Origin of the sequence: Flavitalea plasmicola (assembly GCF_030546645.1) — a bacterium.
Lineage (GTDB): Bacteria > Bacteroidota > Bacteroidia > Chitinophagales > Chitinophagaceae > Puia.
In genome coordinates, this window is record NZ_JAUOTO010000005.1 from 633,703 (window position 1) to 652,384 (window position 18,682).

Consider the following 18,682-nt stretch of genomic DNA (forward strand, 5'->3'; position numbering starts at 1 on the left):
TTTATCCACTCAGGTGTTTGTACCATTTCCTTTGCTATGAAGCACTTGTTCCCTGTTCTCTTTTTCGCCCTTTACCAGCCGGCCATCCATGCGCAATCACCCTGCATCCCCGTTCAGCTGAAATGTGAATATTCCCTGCACCCCCTGGGCATCGACCGGCAGGATCCGCGTTTCTCCTGGCGGCTGGAAGATGGCAGGCAGGGTACTGCACAGATAGCTTTTGAGATCCATGTTTCCACGGACTCTTTGTCTTTATTAAAAGGGCATGCCGACGCCTGGCATTCCGGAATCAGGCGTTCTTCCAGGACGAATGGCATCGTCTATCAGGGCAAACCCCTTCGCAGCCGTACCCGGTACTACTGGCAGGTGACCGTATGGGATAAAGACAACAAGCCTTCACATCCTTCTGCCATTACCTCCTTTGAAACAGGCATATTCACCTATCCTGAATGGAAAGGCGAGTGGATCAGCGACGGCCAGGACACTGCCTACAGGCCGGCCCCTTATTTCAGAAAGACATTCACTGTGCAGGGCCGGCTACGTTCGGCCCGTGCTTACATCTGCGGGCCCGGATATTATGAAATGAGCATCAACGGGAAAAAGGTAGGGGACCATGTGCTGGATCCGGCCTATACCCGGTACGACAAGAAGTCTTATTACTGTGTCTACGACCTTGCACCTTATTTGCAAGAGGGGCAAAATGCCCTGGGCGTCCTGCTGGGCAATGGCTGGTTCAACGAGCAATCCAGGGCTGTCTGGTTTTTCCATAAAGCGCCCTGGCGTGACAGGCCCAAATTATTGTGTAATCTATACCTGGAATACGAGGATGGGACTACTGACTGCGTGGCCACGGATTCGTCCTGGAGGACTGCCGCCTCGCCCGTCATTTTTAATAATATCTACAGCGGAGAATACATCGACCATCGCGCCATCCAAAAAGGCTGGGACCAGCCTGGCTTTGACGATGCACAGTGGAAAAAAGTGCGATCCGTGGTACCTGCACCGGGTGAACTGCGTGCACAGCTGATGCCACCCATCCGGGTGAAAAAGGAAATAAAGCCCGTCTCCATGCAGAAATGGAGCGACAGCCTTTACGTTTTTGACCTGGGGCAGAATTTTTCAGGACTCAGCCGCCTGCGGGTATCAGGAGAAAGAGGAACCATTGTCTCGGTCAAACATGGGGAGGAGCTCAGCCCGGAAGGGCGGCTGAACCAGGAGAATATCAGCGTGCACTATCGTTTTGCAGATCCGGAGGAGTCCGCACAGACGGATAAGTACGTGCTGGCGGGGGAAGGCACGGAGGAGTTCACCCAGCATTTCACGTATCATGGCTACCGTTACGTAGAGGTTCGGGCTGACGGGCCGGTCCGGATAACCCCGGACGGGCTCACCGGACTCTTTATTCATACAGACGTCAGCCCGGTCGGATCTTTTTCCTGCAGCGATACCCTGATCAACAGGATTTATTCTGCGGGGATCTGGTCCTATCTTTCCAATATGCAGGGCATCCCCACCGATTGTCCCCAGCGGGAGAAGAATGGCTGGACAGGTGACGGTCATATTGCCGCGGAGGTGGGTCTGTATAATTTTGATGCTATATTATTCTATGAGAAATGGATAGCGGACTTCATCGATGAGCAGCAACGAAACGGAGAGATCGCGCCCATAATCCCTACATCCGGATGGGGATATAATTTTCACAACGGCGTCGGCCCTGTCTGGGATGCCGCCCTGTTATTGATCCCCTGGTATATTTATGAATATTATGGGGATGATTTTTTGATACGCAGCTATTATGACCAGTATAAGAAATATGTCGATTACCTGCGTTTCCGGGCCGACAGCAATAACATACAACACTTTGGACTGGGTGACTGGAGCCCATACAAATCCCGTACCCCTATCGAACTGACCTCTACCTCGTATTATTACCAGGTAACCCTGCTGCTATCAAAATTTGCCCGCATCACGGGAAGAAAGGATGACGCGGCTGCGTACAGGCAGCTGGCGGAAAAAATACGCAGTTCCATCAATACGCATTTATTCGATAAGGCCACGGGGCTCTATGCCAATGGTACCGAGACCGCCCTCAGCACCATGCTTTGCCAGGACATTGTGCCTGTGGCGGAGAAGCAGCGGGTATTGGACAACTTGGTCAGGGCCATAGCGCAGAATGATAACCACCTGGACGTAGGCATGATCGGCAGCAAACATCTGCTGAATGCGCTTTCCTCAAATGGAGTGGCCGACCTGGCGTTCACCATTGCTTCCCAGCGGACAAAGCCTTCCTGGGGATGGTGGTTGTTACAGGGAGAAACTACTTTCCAGGAAGAATGGGGGATCGGGCCTTCCCGCAATCATATTTTTCTGGGGGAAATTGTGGCATGGTTTTTCAAGGCGCTGGCGGGGATACAGGTGGATCCGGACAGGCCTGGATTTGAGCATATCATCATCAGGCCCAGTTTTGTGCATGGATTATCATTTGCGAATGCGTCGGTAGAGACAGTGCATGGTAAGGTGAGTACAGCCTGGAAACGAGTGGGGGGGGCGGTGATCTTTGATCTTGCAGTTCCGCCTAATGCTACGGCTACGGTTTATTTGCCTGGAGGGAGGGTACATGAGGTGAAGGCGGGGAGATATCACTTTACAGGGAAATATTAAGGAAGAGGCGAATGGAGCAGAGGTGTTATAGGCCGGATGCGCCGGGGAAGTAGTAGAAAAGCTACGGTTGATTTTGGCTGTGCTTTAATTTTTAGATTTAAAGAAGCGTTACGTTTCTATTAGCTAGGATTGTTCACAATGAAATGGGTGATTCAACGGTATCCTGTTCCGTTTTTATTTGATACTTTACCGCCTTGGTGGCTTGTGGGATCGAACCTGTGTCCATCCATATAGTCATCCATGCAACATTAATCAATCTCTAATTAAGAAAGAATGAAATTCGGACAATTTGAAATTTTAAACTTTAAGGGTATTGAAAAATTAACTTTTGATTTGGATAAATCTCCTGAAGCAAATATATATACGCTTGTAGGGCTAAATGAAAGTGGAAAAACAACAATATTGGAAGCTATCAATATTTTTAATTCAAATGACAATTTGAGTTTTCTCGATATTCCAGGTTCCATTATTAAAGACTTAAATAATCTCATCCCAATTTCTAAAAGAGATAATTTTAATGGTAAAATAACAATCAAGGTAAAAATACTAATTGATCAATCGGACTTAGTAAAGATTAACGAATTTGTAAAGACGAATACAAGTTTTAGGAAGGTCAGGCCGATATCGGCTCTAAACTATACTCGCCAATATGTATTCGTGAATTCGCAATATAAAGAATACAACTCTACCTGGGATGGCTTCTATGGAGTTTTGAAATCAGTTCCAATAGATTCATATATACCAATTTTTGGAAGCCCATATTTAGAAGAAAATTTAAAACTAGCCCGATTCTGCTCAACCCTAATTCCAAGTATCTTATATTTTCCAAGTTTCTTTTTTGAATTTCCCTCTAAAATTTTACTGGAAACTGAAAAGGAACCAACATTGAAAGAAACGTTCTACATCGAATTGATTCAGGATATTCTGTTTTCTTTGAATAATGGCACTGATGTAAAAACGCACCTGGTTGGCAGGATCAAAAGTAGTGAAGTAAGTGATAAAAGAAGCTTAGACCGGCTAATCCAGCTTATGGAGAAAAAAGTTAGCGAAGAGGTATTTAATGCATGGAATACCATATTTAGACGAAAAATTACTGATACAAAAATTATTATAAATTACGATAGGGACGAAAACGGATTCGCATATTTAGAATTTCAGATTGAGGCCTCTGATGGCATTTATCAAATAAATGAACGTTCTTTGGGATTTAGATGGTTCTTCATGTTTTTGCTTTTTACCCAATTCAGGCCCTTTAGGCAAAATGCTCCGAAAAATGTAATTTTTTTGTTTGATGAACCTGCATCCAACCTTCACTCATCTGCTCAAAAGCAACTTTTAGAGAGCTTTGAGAAAATAATTGGTGATTGCAAAATAATATATACTACCCATAGCCATCATTTGATAAACCCAAAATGGCTTGAAAGCACATATGTAGTGAAAAACGAAGGCTTGAAATTAGAAGACCCTGATATTTATAATATTAGAGAAACTAACATTAGAATTGAATCCTATAGAGATTTTGTTACCAAACACCCACATAATACCGCCTATTTTCAACCTATACTCGATGTACTGGATTATAGACCTAGTAATTTAGAGAATTTGCCCAATTGTATTTTCCTGGAAGGGAAAAACGATTTCTATATTTTGTCTTACTTTCAAAATATCATATTTAAAGCAGCGTTCACATTTAATTTTACCCCCAGTACTGGATCTGGAAATTTAGACACTTTAATAAGTCTCTATATTGGATGGACAACCAAATTTATGATACTCTTAGACTCAGATAAAGAAGGAAAAAAACAAAAAGAGCGATATGTAAAAAACTTCGGGATTTTAGTTGAAAAGGTAATCTTTACGCTGGAAGATATTAATCCCTCTTGGAAGGATTTCGAAATGGAGGATCTTTTTGAAAAGTCAGATCTTATCTCCTTTCAACAGACTTGTTACCCTGTATCGGTAGAATTCAATAAAACACATTTTAATCGCGCTATTCAGGAAAATTTAACAAATAAAATATATTTCCAATTTTCGGGAAACACCATTGCTAATTTTAATGTGATTTTCCAACATTTGACAAAAGAGATAAAAGCATTAGTATCGCAATAGCTAAAGAAGACCGAAAAGGCTGTTTGGGCGTGGCTAGTTCAAGTTCGGCAATTCCTATTGATTGATGAAAATGTGGGCGCTTTCTATCGAGGTTTGGACACAACTTTATAGTGCTACGCGCCATTAGTTCATGGCTCTTTCATCGCCTTGATCACCCCGATCTGCTCCCCGAAATACCGGGGCGTCAGCAGCCTGCCCTCGAGGCTGTGCGCGATCAGCGCCTCTTTGAACAGGCTGCCGATCTGGTCGTTGTTACACCCCTCCGTAAATTCCGCGATCAGGTCGATCAGGAAGGTCATGTAATCTTTCGTGATAAATGCCGGGTTCTCGGACACTTCACCTTGCAGGAGCGTATAGATCTCCTCGAACTCCCGCTCCAGCACCGTCTTCGGGCTGAACTGCAGATCGGGGACCGCAGTTCCGGCAGGCTGTATCTTGCTCTTCATCGACTCAAAACGGCCCGCGATGGCTTTGACCAGGGTCGTATCGCGTGGTTCCATCCCGCCTTTCTGCTCCAGCCCCTGCAGGAAGGTGAGAAACCCTGCAATTTCAGAACGCAGTTCCAGCTGCGCCGACTCATTTTTCAACCGCATGGCGATGGACGGGAACGTTGCAGTGATCTCGGAAAAGAAGGTATCGGAGATCTGCCGTTCCTGTCCGTCCTCCGCACTTTCCTGCCACGCTTTAAAATGCTTCATACAGATCTCCAGCGTAATGGCAACGATCTTATCGATCTTATAGTGCTGCGCATGAAGACTGGCCACTTTCTTTCTCGCGTCCAGGTCGGGCAGGCTGATCAGCACGCGCCGGAGCCTCGAAGGCCGCATCAGCGCCGGATCGATGTCCTGGATCCGGTTCGTCGTAGCGATTACCAGCACCCCATCGATCGGCCGGAAGCCGTCCAGCTCCGTCAGCAGCTGCGCCATCAGTGAATTGGCCACCATCGCCCCTCCCGTGTTCACGTTGGTCCTTTTCCTGGCAATACTGTCAAACTCGTCAAAAAGGATAACGGAAGGCGCATTCCGGCGCGCAGTTGCAAAGACTTCCCTGAGGTTCTCCTCACTTTTTCCTACCCACATTTCGATGATCTCCGGCCCGCTGATCATCTGGATCGTTGCATTGAGCTTATTCGCGATGGCCTTGGCAAACATGGTCTTTCCTGTCCCGGGTGGTCCATGAAAGATAAAGCCCTTGGGTACCGTGTCCTGCTGCTGCTCCTTTGACAAATTTTCCTCATCCTGCTGAAACAGCGACAGAGAGATCTGGATCTGCTGCTTGACGTCTTCATATCCGCCGATGTCGGCAAAACTGACCGTGGGCAGATCGATGTCGTTGCTGTTGGAGTGCTGTTTAAAGACCCGCAGTGTCTGGTAGATGCTCTGTGAGCTGGCAGATTCCTTAAAGACACTTTGGATATATTTGAAAGCATGCCGGAACTGCAGGATGTTGAGACCAGCCACCTGTTTGTAAAGTTCGTGCTCGTTGAAGTCATTAAAAAGTGCTTTCTCATCGCTGGTGATCAGATAAGGCAATGGATTGCGCATGACTCCGTTGATCTCTATTTCACGCGGGATACCCTGAACCCGTTCTGGCAGTGCAAACCTTCTCCTCAGCACCGGCTTGATAGGTGTGCTGGCGTCACAGAAGGCCATGATCTGCGGCAGATTGCCGGTCTTATCGGGCTGGAAAAGGATGCTGCTTCCCACCAGCGCATCGGACAGGACCTCCAGGGACCGAAGGATAAGGATCTCACCATCCACGAGCCGGTGCATCCGGTTGATAAAATCCTTTACATCGAAATTGAAATTATCGAGGATGGCCGTCTTGTTGGCGCGCCAGCAGACCTCTTTGTAAATAAGCTCGGTAATCACCTTGTCACAGATGATCAGCACCGACAGGCCATTCCGGATATAGCCCGTAATCCTTTCCAGGTCTTCGTGGTAGGCGATTCTGATAGCGGACTTGTCATCAAGCGTGGCAGGGAAGACGGGATTTTCACTCAGCAGGGGTATGCGCGTAAAAGCATTGGGTTTCTTTCTGGCCTTCTCTATCTCACCTCTTTTTGTGATCACATGCGGATCAGTTTCCAGGTGGATGCCCCCCTGCTCTTCTGTTTCCCCGAAAGAAATGTAACATTCCGCCACAACGGTTTCCATAAAAGACACCAGGATCCGGTATGTTCCTGGCCGCCAGAAGTTTTCCTCCCCTGTCCCTAACCGGCAGGAAACCGTGAAGTCAGTGTCTGTATCCCTGATTACCTGCAGCACCGACTGCTGTTCTTTCAGCTCGCCTTCTTCCGTATAGCAGGAGACAAAAAGTTCGCAGAACCAGGAACCTTCATAGATTTTGTTCTTCAGGTAGACTTCCACATCCACCTGGCCGGTCTCTGAGAGGGCAAACTGGCTGACGGATCTTTTAGAAATGCCAATGGTCGAGGTTTTCTCCTCGTTGTAGACCTTTACGTCATTGACAGAAAAATATGGGTTGTGATTGATCGTAACGTTCCCGAGGTTACTGACAAAGAATGTATGCGTCACCAGCGTCTGCTCCTCCACGGAAACCAGTACTGCATAAGGACCATGGGTGGGGAGCTCTTCGGAAACAGGAAAAAGCGGCATTTCGAAGTCCACAGACGGCATATCATGCCCGACCAGTTTCCTGATCGTGTTGCTCCCTATAACCTCCAGCTCTTCCGCGATCCTGACAATTTTGAATGTTACGTCTCCTATCCAGTTCTCTGCCCCCGCCTGCCCGTTGCCAAGCGTCACCAGGATCGAAGCGGACTCCACCCTCGACCGCTCGAATACCCGGCGGGCTTTCCTCCTGCCTTGATCAAATTGCTCATACATATAGTACGTAATAATACGCTGAAACGTAAAATGGTTCTCAGACATAGACCTCGTATTTTGTTTCCTCCAGCCGTCCGTTGGAGTCGTTTTTCTGAAAGCAGCGCAGCTCCCGGCCTGTCTTATCGATATTTAAAAGCAGCGCTGCCTGCCAGGGTTTCGTAAAAAATTGCCGGTGCAGGGACTGGTCCAGCTCCGAGAGCCCAAAGCTGTCGCTTGCTGCAAAAAGATGCGTATGGTACCAGCCCAGCAGCTTCTGCGTAGGGAAATCCCGGGAGATCGCCTGGTTGAGCTTGCTCCACGTCTCGCTGGTGAACAGCAGGAGCAGCGAATTGCCAAATGCGTGTTCAGCCGGCACGATCGCCGTGATTTCTATTATCCACCTGAATCCTTTTTCCTCCTCGTTCTCAGGTCCCTCCGCCTGCCTGTAGGCATTTCCTACCAGGTAACCTCCGTTTTCCTCGGACTGACTTAACGGAAGCGTTTCTACCAGCTGGTGATAGACGTCAGGCGTCAGGACAACCCGGCTTTCAGCATACCTGCCCCGGCCCCTGGTTTGCGCACCAGAGGGACCGGAAGGAGTATACAATGGGAGAACATCGCTCTTTACTTTACTGAAAGAAATTCTGGTCCTGTCGCTTTTTAGCCTGGGAAGCTCAAAAACATCTTTACCTGAAAAGGTTTCAGGCACTACCAGTGTGGCATCGCCATCCGGATCGGAAAATGCGGCATTGTCGTCCCTCGAGAGCATCAGCTCATAATAAACTATGGAACCACTTTTCAGCCCGGGACCATATGCCAGCGCCGCGACCTTATCGATAAAGTACATAAAAAGCTCCTCTACAGACAGGTGACAGGAATAGATCATCTCGTTCATCTCGTTGACTTCTAGCCGCAGCCATTGAATCGCCGCGCCGGGGCCGGGCAGAACAAGGGAAGAAAAACGGGCTGGTCTGTCAGATCCTTCTTCCCCATGGAAACCGGCGCCTGGCGACTGCGGGCGCCGCAGTTCACCCGGCGTGATGCCGGGTTCGGGGATAAGCATAAACCAGGCCTCTTTCAGCCGGATGCCCGCGGCCTGCAGGACAGGGCCTATCAGCTTGTCAATCGAGGTTGCTACAAAGGAATAAGGGATGAACGCAAAGCGTCTTATCTCCTGGTCCTGCTGTTTGTATACGATCAGAAACTGGTAACCGGTGGGGATAGGACTGATCATGAGATAGCTGATTGGTTAATACGATTGAACCGGATCTTCTGACGGAGCTGGTATTCTTTCCATTGCGCCAGCAGGTGCGGAGGTTGGGGGGTACCTTTGAAAAAAGCGCCTTTCTTTTCAGTATCCCCCCAATTCTCCGGGTTGATCAGCTCTTTATAAGGAACGGTGAACCTGATTCCCCCGATCTCCTCGATGTACGGCCAGTTAGCGGGTTTCATAGCCCATTCGGCTGCTTCCTGGTTATAAGGCTCCCAGAAATCATAATTCCTCCAATGCAACATCTCATCGAGCAGCAGGACGATGCGTTTCAGCCCAAGGCCGGGCAGGTAACGCTCGCGCAACGGGCCAAGGCATACCAGGCCATCTGTATTGACATTGGGATGGAACAGCTTCGTCATCCATTCCAGCAGCGGGGCTTCCCGCGGATATTCCCCTGTCAGCAGGATCTTCACCTGGTGAAGATCGGAGAACTCAGGACGTTCACCCTCATGGATAGGAGGGGCTGCAAAGCTCCTGCAGTTAAAAGTAATAGTATACTCATCCGGTTTATCGTCCCTGTTGGTCTCATAGGAAATATGCGGATAGCCGTCCGGAAGACCGCTCATATCCTCCTGGTCAGATTTCATCGCCGCCAGTCTTCTCCTCATATCTATCGACCCGGCAACTGCCTCCGGATAGATATACAGCATGGCGCCATCGGGCAGATTGGCCTGTTCAATCGACTGATCGGCACCCAATCGTATATTCTTACCGGTCCTGGGATCTACATATTCCACCACGGCTCGCTGGCCGCTGCCATAAGAGTCCTGCTGCGGCCAATCTCTGGCTTCAAAGAACTCGGCGGCAATAGTGCCGATGGTGGTGGCGGGATCTATCTCGCATTCGTACGCGCTCTCGGAGGTATCCCGGATATATAATTTTTTCCCTGGCATAAGGATGATTTATTGAATTTTTGTAAAAATGATTTTTTTCTTCTTTCCGTCATTCTGTGTGCTGGCCACATCGATCGATACCTGTCCCTCTTTTTGTACCTGTTCCACCACCTCCCGGACCCTGCTCATAAAATCAGGCGGCCCGTCCTGCGGAGCGCTTCCCGGGCCCATAAACAACAGTCCCAGCCATTTTTGCAGCAAATCGAGCTCCTTCGCTTTATCGGAAAGACCATTGAATTGCTGTTTCATTTCCTGGTGCTCAAGCTTCATTTCCTCATAGGCCTCCAGGTGTCGCTGACTGCTCTGCAATTTTCCCTTTGCGTCCTGCAGCTCGTCCAGCACCTGCTTGTACTGGCCTTCGGAGATAATCCTTTCCGGCAGGAAATCCCACACAGGATTATTCGGGCGGAGGCTCCATTCTTCGACACTGGCGATCTTCTTTTCCAGCTGCCTGCGAAGCTTTGCGCCGCCGGAGATTGTATTCTCATAAACAATCACCTGGTAGCCTTGCACGTCGAAGGGAACCTCGTGGATATCCTGGGCGATAACGATGGTATTGTTACCCAGGGAGTTCGCGATCCCCAGCTCAAAGAAGACATTGGGGTTCCTGTCCGTCAGGTCCGCAATGATCACCTTGGCACGCCTGATATTTTCGATGATCCGTTTAATGACACTGCCGGGCTGTTCATCTTCATCCACGCGGATACATTTAAGCCCTTTGTTCTCCACCGCTGGTTTGATGGCGTCAAAATAAACACCTGACAGCTCGTTGCTGAAAGGCATCATGACAAAACAGAAATCTTCCTTTATCATAATTTTCTATTTAGAGAGATGGCCATTGCGATCTTCCAATGACCTGATAAAATCAAGTAAGCTTACAATACATGTATTTTGCGAACGGTCATACTCTTCCCTTGGCAGAGAGGCCCTTTCTTTCCAGACTCCATTAAACCTGGCATGGATCATGATCCATTCATGCACCTCTACCTCTGAAAGCGCATGTGCCTTCAGGACCAGGTCCATGTGCCGGACTGCTTCGCGGACCTGACCTTCCTTAACCAGTTCCACTACTCCGGCAAATCCTTTATGGTCCTTTCCGTTCTCACCATACAGCAGCCTTTTCACCGACAGGTTCCTCCGAAGGGCCGGAATAAAGATCTCATCCCGGCCTTCCTCCTCGTAGATCGTCAGATCGTTAAAATCGATGGGGACCGTGCCCGTGATATAGTCTACAATAAACTCCCTGACACGGGTATTTACAAGCGTCCGGTTAATCCGGTAAAGCTGCTCGCGCAGGACCTCCAGCAGCAGCCGCTTCCCTCCCTTTCCGGTGATCTCGATGGCTATCCTCCTGGCCAGTTTATCCACCGTGATCAGCGCAGACAGGTGTTCGTTATTCTCCGACCGTACGTAGACGCAGCCCCCTTTCCAATACTGTTGCAACCGGTAAAAGTTGGTGACGATGAATCGCAGGAACACCTCTTCCGGCAGCAATGAATATTCGAAGAAGAAACGCAGACAGTCCGGCGATGTCACATAGCCCAGGATCGCCGGCCTGTCGGGTGGAAAATGAGAGGGGAAGTAATACGTATACCTGGGCATTCCGTTTTCAAACGTTTCTTCGTTGATCCGGTAACAGAAATTAAAATGGATCATCAGGTTGAGCACGATCCTCACATCGTTCACTGTAGGGCATAGGCCTTTATCCAGGATGGGCATCACCTCTTCTTCGCCGATCCTGCCATTCCTGCGCTTGAGCTCGTCGGAGCCCATGATCTGGTAGATTCCTTTGGTGATCCATTCCGGCTTCAGCACATGGCTATCCTCCAAATGGCGGTTGTTTGTTATGTTCACGATAATCCCCAGATCATTCAGTAGCCTCAGCAGGCTTCTCATGTCTTCATCGCTGAAGTCGGCATTTATTTTTTTACAAAGGGTCTTATACCGGGGATAGTCCACGTAATTTCTCCGGTTTTTTTCCAGCGCTTTTTTTACCCGGAAATAATGAGCAGGCAGCAGGTCGTCCAGGTGCGGCATACTTTTGATCGCCGCGGCAATCAGCTGCTGCAATGTCCCCATGCCCTTCCCGGTGGCACAGGAAGTCTCGACAAACCCGATGATCTGCGGATATTTTTCCCGCAGCGCATTTTGCGCGATCCTGATACTCTGCTCGTCGGATTTGTTCAGCGCAATTACCACCGGAGACCGCGGCGCAAAGCCTTTTATCAGCGAAAGCCAGTACTCTAGGTCCATCTCGCAGTGGTAATCATCTATCTGCAGTGAAGTGACAACCACATACGCTGTCCGCTCGGTGAGGAAGAATTTGTGTGTGGCATAATTGATCTCCTGCCCCCCGAAATCCCATACATTCACTTTTACGGGAGAATGTTCGTCCCGCAGGACCATCCAGCCGAGGATATCGATGCCCTCTGTTTTCATTGTGAGAGGGTCGAAGGTGTTGGTCCGTAACCGTTCGATCAGTGACGTTTTCCCCACTGCCCCGGAGCCAAGAAATGCCAGTTTGCATTCCAGCAGCTTATGCGCATGCCCATCCCGGTCCGCCCGCAGGATCTCCAGGTACTGTAATACAGGCCTCGATCCTTGCTGGATCAGCTCATTGGGCACTTTTAACAGTAACTCCGACTGGTCAAGCAGATCCAGCATCTCATCAATCGGCCCCCAGATCAGCGTTGCATTGTCTGGTATTTCTTCCCTTCCGGCAGGTGACACCGGGTTGATGATCTTACGGCTTTCCTTACAGAGGATGACACCGGAAGTAATAGGCCTTTTTTTATGCAGTTGAAGGGCGGCGCTTTCAATACTTTCATCCGGACGCAGCCGGATGGTATAGGCATTGTCCGGGAACGGGTCAAAGAGAGAGATCAGCTTGAGAAGGATCATAGCAGGCGCCGGAAAAATATCCTGGACAGGACGGCCCGGATCGCCCGCGATTGCTGCCGGGTAGATATGTAACATGGCTCCATCAGGCACCATGGCCTCCTCCAGCGACTGATCGTCGCGCAGCCTGATGTGTTGCCCCGTTACCGCATCTATATATTCGACAACCCCTCTATGCTCAAGTCCATTAGCCTTACTCATCCCCCGCTCGTTCGCCTCGAAAAATTCTGCCGACAAAACAGCTATCAATGTATCCCTGGAGACCTCGCACGCGTAAAGACTTCCGGCGGCATCCTTTATATAAAGCTTTTTTGTGACCATCTCAGTTTGGAAAAAGTTTTTTAATATCCCCTGTCAGCTCATAAAACCCTGTACCCCGGCCGGACCACACGGTTATCACCTCTCCCTGCGGTATGCCCAGCGCAGACAACGACCGCTTCGCCAGCGCATGGCTTAATCCCACCGAACCGACTGCGTTCTTCCTCCTTATCGCCCCGCAGGCAGGGCAATGGATTTTCTCTTCGGGCACCCTGGCAATCTGCTGGCTGATCTCCTCAATTGCCCCACAGCCCGTACAGCGCAGATCGACGAGGAAATGCCTGCCCAGCTCCAGGATTACCTCCGGCCCAAGCTTTTCGGCCGCCAGCCCCAGCAGCTCCGATGCGGAAAGATCATCCGCACGACGCATCAACGTCTCCACGGGATCGTAAGGCCGCGCCGGGTGATTGAGACAAGTTGGGTTTTCCGGGAGGACCGACCTGTGCAGACCCAGGTCAAGACCATTGTAGACGATGGCTTCACCCGGGTGGATCGCCCGCAGACCGGTGAAATAATAACAGGCCTCCTGCGCTATGATCCCCCCTACGATGGCGATCGGCGCAAGCGTAGTGGGTAAAACCTGTTGCATAAAGGGAGATGGTGAAGCAATAAAACCGGTGCAGGAATATCGTTCAGCCATATTATGGCGGTCGCGCTCGCTAAGCAGGCAGTCATAGCAGGCACCTTTTCCAGGAAAGAACCACTTCACCTCGCCTCCGTGCTCCCATACGCCCCCGTCCAGGTACGGCTTACCGGCCAAAGCCGCATAGGTGCCGGCATGTGAACGTGCCGCCAGGTTATCCAGCCCGCCGATGACCAGGTCCACATTCCTGTAAAAACCCAATCCCAGGTCGAATAGTACGTCCCCATTGATATAGCGGGACCGGATGGATGGATAAAGTTTTTTTGCAGCCCCGGCCAGCCGCTCCGCCTTATATTGGCCAATATCCGAAACCGAAAAAAGCGCCGTGCGGCTGAGGTTGGAAGGTTCCACTTTGTCGAAGTCTACCACCAGCAGGTTGCCTATACCCATCAGGGCAAGGTTTTTAACGATCTCGTTTCCCAAAGCGCCCGCGCCGATGACCATGACGGTTGCCCGTTGAAGACAGCCCTGGTCCCATCCCCTGATACGCGTCTGTCTGTCAAAGCGGTCGATTACATGGGTATCCATATCAGTGCTAGAATAATTTTTTGAATCTGGTTTTTACCTCGTACTCTTTGGAAGAGACCGGGCAATAATTTTTGCCCAATTCTCCGTTCCATTCATTCCAGCACGTGAGGTCCCTCAATATGTCACTGTGAAAGTATTCTTCGCAGCTGCTGCTGCAAGGGCACTTAACGACCCTGTCGCCTTCCCGGAATTTATACCGGCACATGTGGCACCGGTTGCCTATTATCAGGTCTCCCCGTCTGACGATCCGGATCGGGGCATTCCCAAACGTTTTCCAGGTGCTGAGCAGTCCGGTGAAGAATTGTTCCTCCATCAGCGGAAAAGGACGCCGCTCTGTCTGGGAAAAAAATTCCTTAGCCGGCAGGATACCGTTCCATGTAAATTCATGGCATTGAAGGCACGTATCGCCTGCAGAAAAATGGTTGCCCCAGCACCGCAGGTTGAACGCAGCATCGTCATGATAGGCTTGCTTGCATACCGGGCAGATCCTGACCAGGTCATTCTCCCGGAACAGATCGCGGCAAACCGGGCATTTTTTAACCCACCAACCGGACCTGATAGTCGTTTTCAGGAGTGCCAGGTCCGGAAGGATATTATTTTTCCGGTCCTGGGCTATCTTCTCGCCGCTCCTAATCTCTTCCCTGAACAATTGTACCAATACATCTTTTCTGAACATAGAGCAGATAATTGAATGAATGAAGCGAGGCTCATTGGCCCGGATCCTTACATAGCAATACGGGGATCGTGCTGCCCGCTGCCCCTTCCAATGCTATGGCATTTATGCCTGTCCGGAAAGCAAACGGGACATCATACCCCGCACCCAGCGCCCGATAGAAACCAGTAGCGAACAAAATAGCCGCATGATCAGTGATCGCATTGTTCATCCCAATCACATACGGAACATGCCTGGCTATAACCGCAGCCTGTGGCGCGGAACAACAGGCATTGAGGATCACGCATTTTATCCTGCCGGAAAAAAGCCACAATAGATTATCCAGCGCATCCTCAGTCACCGGTCTGGCACATCCATTCCCATCTTCCAGTACAATGCTATTTTCTGTCCCATGGCCTGCAAAATGCAGTATGTCTGCCTGTTCTGCCAGCATCGCCTGTTGAAGATCGGCAGGTGTGATGGCCCAACGGCTTTCCAGCACGTAGCGCTCCCGTTCCTTTGCTGCAGTAAGCGACTGTCCGATGGCCCTGAACTCCCGATCGACGCGGATCCTCACCTCGTCCGACGGCGCCGCGGCCAGGAAGAGTATTTTCAGCGGAAGGTTAGCGGCCAGGTTCTTTTCGTATGACTGCTCCCGTTCCGCCTCATCGATCAACGCGAGGACGGCGCTTCGTAGCCGGGCTTTGGACTGCGCCGCATCCTCATACCTGATGAGGCCCTGCCGGAATTGACGGCTTATATCCGCTAAAGAAGCTTTGTGCAACAGGATCTCATTGGAATAATGATCCTCTCTGCGGGCAGAAAGATCGCTTAGTAGGCTCTCCAGCGCGTTTTCCAGCTGGTCTCTTTCGATCAGCCGGCGGATAGTATTATATACCATTGTAATTCAATGAATGTTTATGTTTTACAACTCCAATTCCGAAAATGTACAGATGTAAATAGTAGTATTGCAGAGAATATTGGGATCCAGGATTTGCAGCGATGGAGGCGTGCTCATGAAATATGCTACATAGGATTGTCCGGGTCCTTCTTTTCCCTGTTGTGTATTTTCCTTTCCGGATTCCCGAATTCTTTGATAAGGTCTGTTAATAATATTTTTAATTTCTGCTTTTCGACCTGTCCCATTTCCTTGGTAACCTCTTCTTTTTGTTCCGGGGGCTCTTTGCTCTCTCTCAGCGATGCTTCCAGATTTCTTCCGGGGGCTGTAGGCGGTGCGCCACGACCGGTAAACCCTTCAGTCCCGCACCGTCGCGCAAGGATTATCCTTTCCGCATGGTAATGTTTCAGCTGCGCCCAGCATCTTGAGCACTGCAGGCTGCAAAAAGTAGTCACTACTCCTGTAAAGAGCAACAAGGGGGATTTACCGGCCAGTATGACTGAACATTCGGATAATGTCTTTGCCTTAAATTGAAGCGACAGGCTATAGATAACCCATCCCGTTGCTGCCCATGACAATACCGTGCAGGTCAGAAGTGACGCCACAATTATATTGAACATCATTATTTGCCGGTCCAGCAATTCCAGCCCGCCGAAATCTGATTTTTTGCTCACAATTATTGACGATGTTTAGGCAATAACCATCCGATATGCCACTCCAGGGCATTCCCGGGCGCTATAACACTCAGCACAGTACAAAGTACTATCCTGACCTGCCTGTTCAGGTGGTATCTGTGAATATCATTTCCAGGACATAGAGGGATAGAAAGACGATAGAATGGAGTAAGGTATGTAAGAGCGGAATTTTAAAAGTGACCGGATGATGCGAAAGGACGACCCCTAGACCCCTGCTATTGCTCATGACCGTTGTTTTAAAGTTTGATTGCTTCAATGGAAACACCAGGACAAGAAAATGGTACTAGCCTGTGCAGAAACAGGCATTCAGGAACCTGAGAGATTCCTCTGATCGGGGTAAACGTAGATCCCGGCTGAGACGCCGGGCCATATTATATAGTGAGGAAGCAGAAAAATTACCAGTGAGTTTTTGAAAAAATACACGAACCCCCTAAAAAAAAGGACGAATACTTTAAATGGACAAGCGGAGCTTTGATGGTGCTTCTTCCGGCAGAACCTCATTATTATGCAGGGATGCGCGGATTCTTTCTTTTGCCGCCGCCCAGTGAAAGTATACTGCCTTTACACTTATCCCCATCATGGCCGAGGTCTCGGCCGCGGATTTATTGGCCAGATAGTATGTAAAGGCCTCCCTGCATTGAGTGGGTAGCATATCTGCCTTACAAAGGAGCATCTGTACTAAAAGGTCTTCCAGCTGCTCGTTCTCTTTAATAGCAATTTCTTCGTCGGCAATATCCGAAAGGGCGTCCCCCACAAAAAATACAGCTTTACGTTTGTTTTCCTTGTTTAATGCCGACACTTTTTGCCGGGCAACGAGGTATAGAAAGTTTTTTACATGTTCATTGCTTATCAACTTCTTTTTATTCTTCCAAAGGGCAAAAAAGGCTTCTGCTGTCGCATCTTCCGCGTCCTCTTTCTCCAGCTGCCTGCGACAGTATAAATAGATCTTCGATTTATATTCATGATAAATTGTATCAAAGGCAGGGAGCATGCTGATTATTAAGGTGTGGTAAATTGAAAACCTTTCATCGGGATCCAGTGGGGTGTGCCACGGAACTTTAACGTAAATTATTTCCCGGTGCCGGCAGTTCTTTTCTTAATATGATGTGTTTCAATACCGCTTTTCCCCGACCAAGCTTATAACATCAACTAACCTGCATGCCCGACCAATCACGGATTTCCCAACTGAAGATGCTGCTAGAAAGAGATGACGAGGTCATTCTTGGAAAAATGGATGATAAGATCAAAGAGAATGAAAGGCAACAGGTAAAGGCGCCCCCCAGGACCCGCATGACCAGGCTGTTCAGGGGCGCTGCTGTTATTGTACTTGTCGCAGCGATACCCTATACAGTGTATAAATTTTCTATTTCATCTGCTGCACCGGGTGAAGATGCGCTCAGAATTTGCAATTTTGGGAATATGCCTGTCGGTGACACCTCGGTATATCCATCCGTTTTTGCCTGCCTCACCACTTTTGGTGACAAGAAGGTCCGATTGGACCAGGTGCCTGTGGGTGATTCGATTGAAAAAGACGGATGGGTCATAAAGAAAACGGACTTGCATGTTCTGACTTACATTGGTTGTAATTGTTCAACCTCAGGATTTGCGCCACCAGGTTCGGGCTATCATAGTATCTCCGTTCCATATGCCGAGTCCTGGCATGTACATCTGCCCGATGGTTCGGAAGTGGATCTTGGCCCGGGGTCGAGGCTTTCCTATATGTTGGATTTCCCGAAGGACATGCCTCCACAAAGAGTAGCTACGCTGGAGGGGGAGGCTTTTTTTGATATTGCGAAGGATGCCTACCGTCCATTTGCCGTCAGGACGGCGACAGGCGTCACTACTGTTCTGGGCACCCGCTTTGCCCTGCGGGATTATGCCAGGCAAGGTGGCTTGCAGGCAACCCTGATGTCCGGAGCCATCCGGGTATATTATGGGGGTAAGTCGATGTCTATGGGACCAGGTGTGGAGGCATGGATCAATAGAAATAATATAGAGAATTGTACGGTAGAGCACGTGGATACATTGGCGTCATTAGCCTGGCGATCACCCTATTTCAATTTCACCAGCAAGGATATTGAGCAGATAATGGATGAGATAGCTGGATGGTATGGAATAAGAGAGATCTGCTTCGACAATGTGCTGGACCCGATCGCTCCCGGAGCGCTGGGCGGGGGGCATGTAAGCAAAGATCTGCCGCTAGGGATGTTGCTACACCTCTTGGAATCGGGCAAAATACATTTGAGCACGGAAGGAAGAAAGATCATTATCAGGCAAGACCATTAA

At 49.4% G+C, this 18,682-nt stretch carries 13 protein-coding genes; 3 read left to right on the top strand and 10 right to left on the bottom strand.

The window, feature by feature from the left end; all coding sequences use genetic code 11:
- The first annotated feature begins 36 nt into the window (after nt 1–36).
- A complete protein-coding gene (locus Q4E93_RS20920) occupies nt 37–2,661 on the top strand; it encodes a glycoside hydrolase family 78 protein (protein ID WP_303588565.1) in 2,625 nt (874 codons plus the stop codon).
- A gap of 273 nt (nt 2,662–2,934) precedes the next feature.
- Entirely contained in the window at nt 2,935–4,770 is a 1,836-nt protein-coding gene (locus tag Q4E93_RS20925) for an ATP-dependent nuclease (protein ID WP_303588567.1), read from the top strand.
- Between the two features lie 128 nt (nt 4,771–4,898).
- Here the strand turns inward: Q4E93_RS20925 and Q4E93_RS20930 are convergent, their stop codons facing one another.
- The 10 genes from Q4E93_RS20930 to Q4E93_RS20975 form a co-directional block, all read right to left on the bottom strand.
- Nucleotides 4,899–7,664 (bottom strand): ATP-binding protein, encoded by a 2,766-nt coding sequence (locus tag Q4E93_RS20930; RefSeq protein ID WP_303588569.1) that lies wholly within the window; start codon nt 7,662–7,664, stop codon nt 4,899–4,901.
- Nucleotides 7,657–8,832: a hypothetical protein gene (locus tag Q4E93_RS20935; protein WP_303588571.1), complete on the bottom strand. Its 1,176-nt coding sequence runs from the start codon at nt 8,830–8,832 to the stop codon at nt 7,657–7,659. The genes Q4E93_RS20930 and Q4E93_RS20935 overlap by 8 nt, the downstream gene beginning before the upstream one ends.
- Nucleotides 8,829–9,764, bottom strand: coding sequence for a ubiquitin-conjugating enzyme E2 (locus tag Q4E93_RS20940; RefSeq protein ID WP_303588572.1), 936 nt, complete (start codon nt 9,762–9,764; stop codon nt 8,829–8,831). The genes Q4E93_RS20935 and Q4E93_RS20940 overlap by 4 nt, the downstream gene beginning before the upstream one ends.
- Before the next feature lie 9 nt (nt 9,765–9,773).
- Nucleotides 9,774–10,577 (bottom strand): hypothetical protein, encoded by an 804-nt coding sequence (locus tag Q4E93_RS20945; protein WP_303588574.1) that lies wholly within the window; start codon nt 10,575–10,577, stop codon nt 9,774–9,776.
- A 6-nt stretch (nt 10,578–10,583) separates the two neighbouring features.
- Nucleotides 10,584–12,983, bottom strand: coding sequence for a COR domain-containing protein (locus Q4E93_RS20950; RefSeq protein WP_303588576.1), 2,400 nt, complete (start codon nt 12,981–12,983; stop codon nt 10,584–10,586).
- A gap of 1 nt (nt 12,984) precedes the next feature.
- The gene (locus tag Q4E93_RS20955; RefSeq protein ID WP_303588577.1) at nt 12,985–14,151 is read right to left on the bottom strand and encodes a ThiF family adenylyltransferase; all 1,167 of its coding nucleotides are present in this window, start codon (nt 14,149–14,151) and stop codon (nt 12,985–12,987) included.
- A gap of 7 nt (nt 14,152–14,158) precedes the next feature.
- Complete coding sequence (locus Q4E93_RS20960) at nt 14,159–14,827, bottom strand: hypothetical protein (RefSeq protein ID WP_303588579.1); 669 nt, start codon at nt 14,825–14,827, stop codon at nt 14,159–14,161.
- Between the two features lie 31 nt (nt 14,828–14,858).
- Nucleotides 14,859–15,704 (bottom strand): CHAT domain-containing protein, encoded by an 846-nt coding sequence (locus tag Q4E93_RS20965; protein ID WP_303588580.1) that lies wholly within the window; start codon nt 15,702–15,704, stop codon nt 14,859–14,861.
- Between the two features lie 125 nt (nt 15,705–15,829).
- Complete coding sequence (locus Q4E93_RS20970) at nt 15,830–16,375, bottom strand: hypothetical protein (protein ID WP_303588583.1); 546 nt, start codon at nt 16,373–16,375, stop codon at nt 15,830–15,832.
- A 472-nt stretch (nt 16,376–16,847) separates the two neighbouring features.
- Complete coding sequence (locus tag Q4E93_RS20975; RefSeq protein WP_303588585.1) at nt 16,848–17,387, bottom strand: RNA polymerase sigma factor; 540 nt, start codon at nt 17,385–17,387, stop codon at nt 16,848–16,850.
- Between the two features lie 167 nt (nt 17,388–17,554).
- On the opposite strand from Q4E93_RS20975, the gene Q4E93_RS20980 reads away from it, so the two are divergent.
- Nucleotides 17,555–18,682, top strand: coding sequence for a FecR family protein (locus Q4E93_RS20980; protein ID WP_303588587.1), 1,128 nt, complete (start codon nt 17,555–17,557; stop codon nt 18,680–18,682).

Excerpts from the sequence above, each read along its gene's own strand:
- Q4E93_RS20975 (WP_303588585.1), bottom strand. The coding sequence starts at position 17,387 with ATGCTCCCTGCCTTTGATACAATTTATCATGAATATAAATCGAAGATC.
- Q4E93_RS20930 (WP_303588569.1), bottom strand. The coding sequence starts at position 7,664 with ATGTCTGAGAACCATTTTACGTTTCAGCGTATTATTACGTACTATATG.
- Q4E93_RS20920 (WP_303588565.1), top strand. The coding sequence starts at position 37 with ATGAAGCACTTGTTCCCTGTTCTCTTTTTCGCCCTTTACCAGCCGGCC.
- Q4E93_RS20945 (WP_303588574.1), bottom strand. The coding sequence starts at position 10,577 with ATGATAAAGGAAGATTTCTGTTTTGTCATGATGCCTTTCAGCAACGAG.
- Q4E93_RS20960 (WP_303588579.1), bottom strand. The coding sequence starts at position 14,827 with ATGTTCAGAAAAGATGTATTGGTACAATTGTTCAGGGAAGAGATTAGG.
- Q4E93_RS20940 (WP_303588572.1), bottom strand. The coding sequence starts at position 9,764 with ATGCCAGGGAAAAAATTATATATCCGGGATACCTCCGAGAGCGCGTAC.
- Q4E93_RS20935 (WP_303588571.1), bottom strand. The coding sequence starts at position 8,832 with ATGATCAGTCCTATCCCCACCGGTTACCAGTTTCTGATCGTATACAAA.
- Q4E93_RS20955 (WP_303588577.1), bottom strand. The coding sequence starts at position 14,151 with ATGGATACCCATGTAATCGACCGCTTTGACAGACAGACGCGTATCAGG.
- Q4E93_RS20950 (WP_303588576.1), bottom strand. The coding sequence starts at position 12,983 with ATGGTCACAAAAAAGCTTTATATAAAGGATGCCGCCGGAAGTCTTTAC.
- Q4E93_RS20965 (WP_303588580.1), bottom strand. The coding sequence starts at position 15,704 with ATGGTATATAATACTATCCGCCGGCTGATCGAAAGAGACCAGCTGGAA.
- Q4E93_RS20980 (WP_303588587.1), top strand. The coding sequence starts at position 17,555 with ATGCCCGACCAATCACGGATTTCCCAACTGAAGATGCTGCTAGAAAGA.
- Q4E93_RS20925 (WP_303588567.1), top strand. The coding sequence starts at position 2,935 with ATGAAATTCGGACAATTTGAAATTTTAAACTTTAAGGGTATTGAAAAA.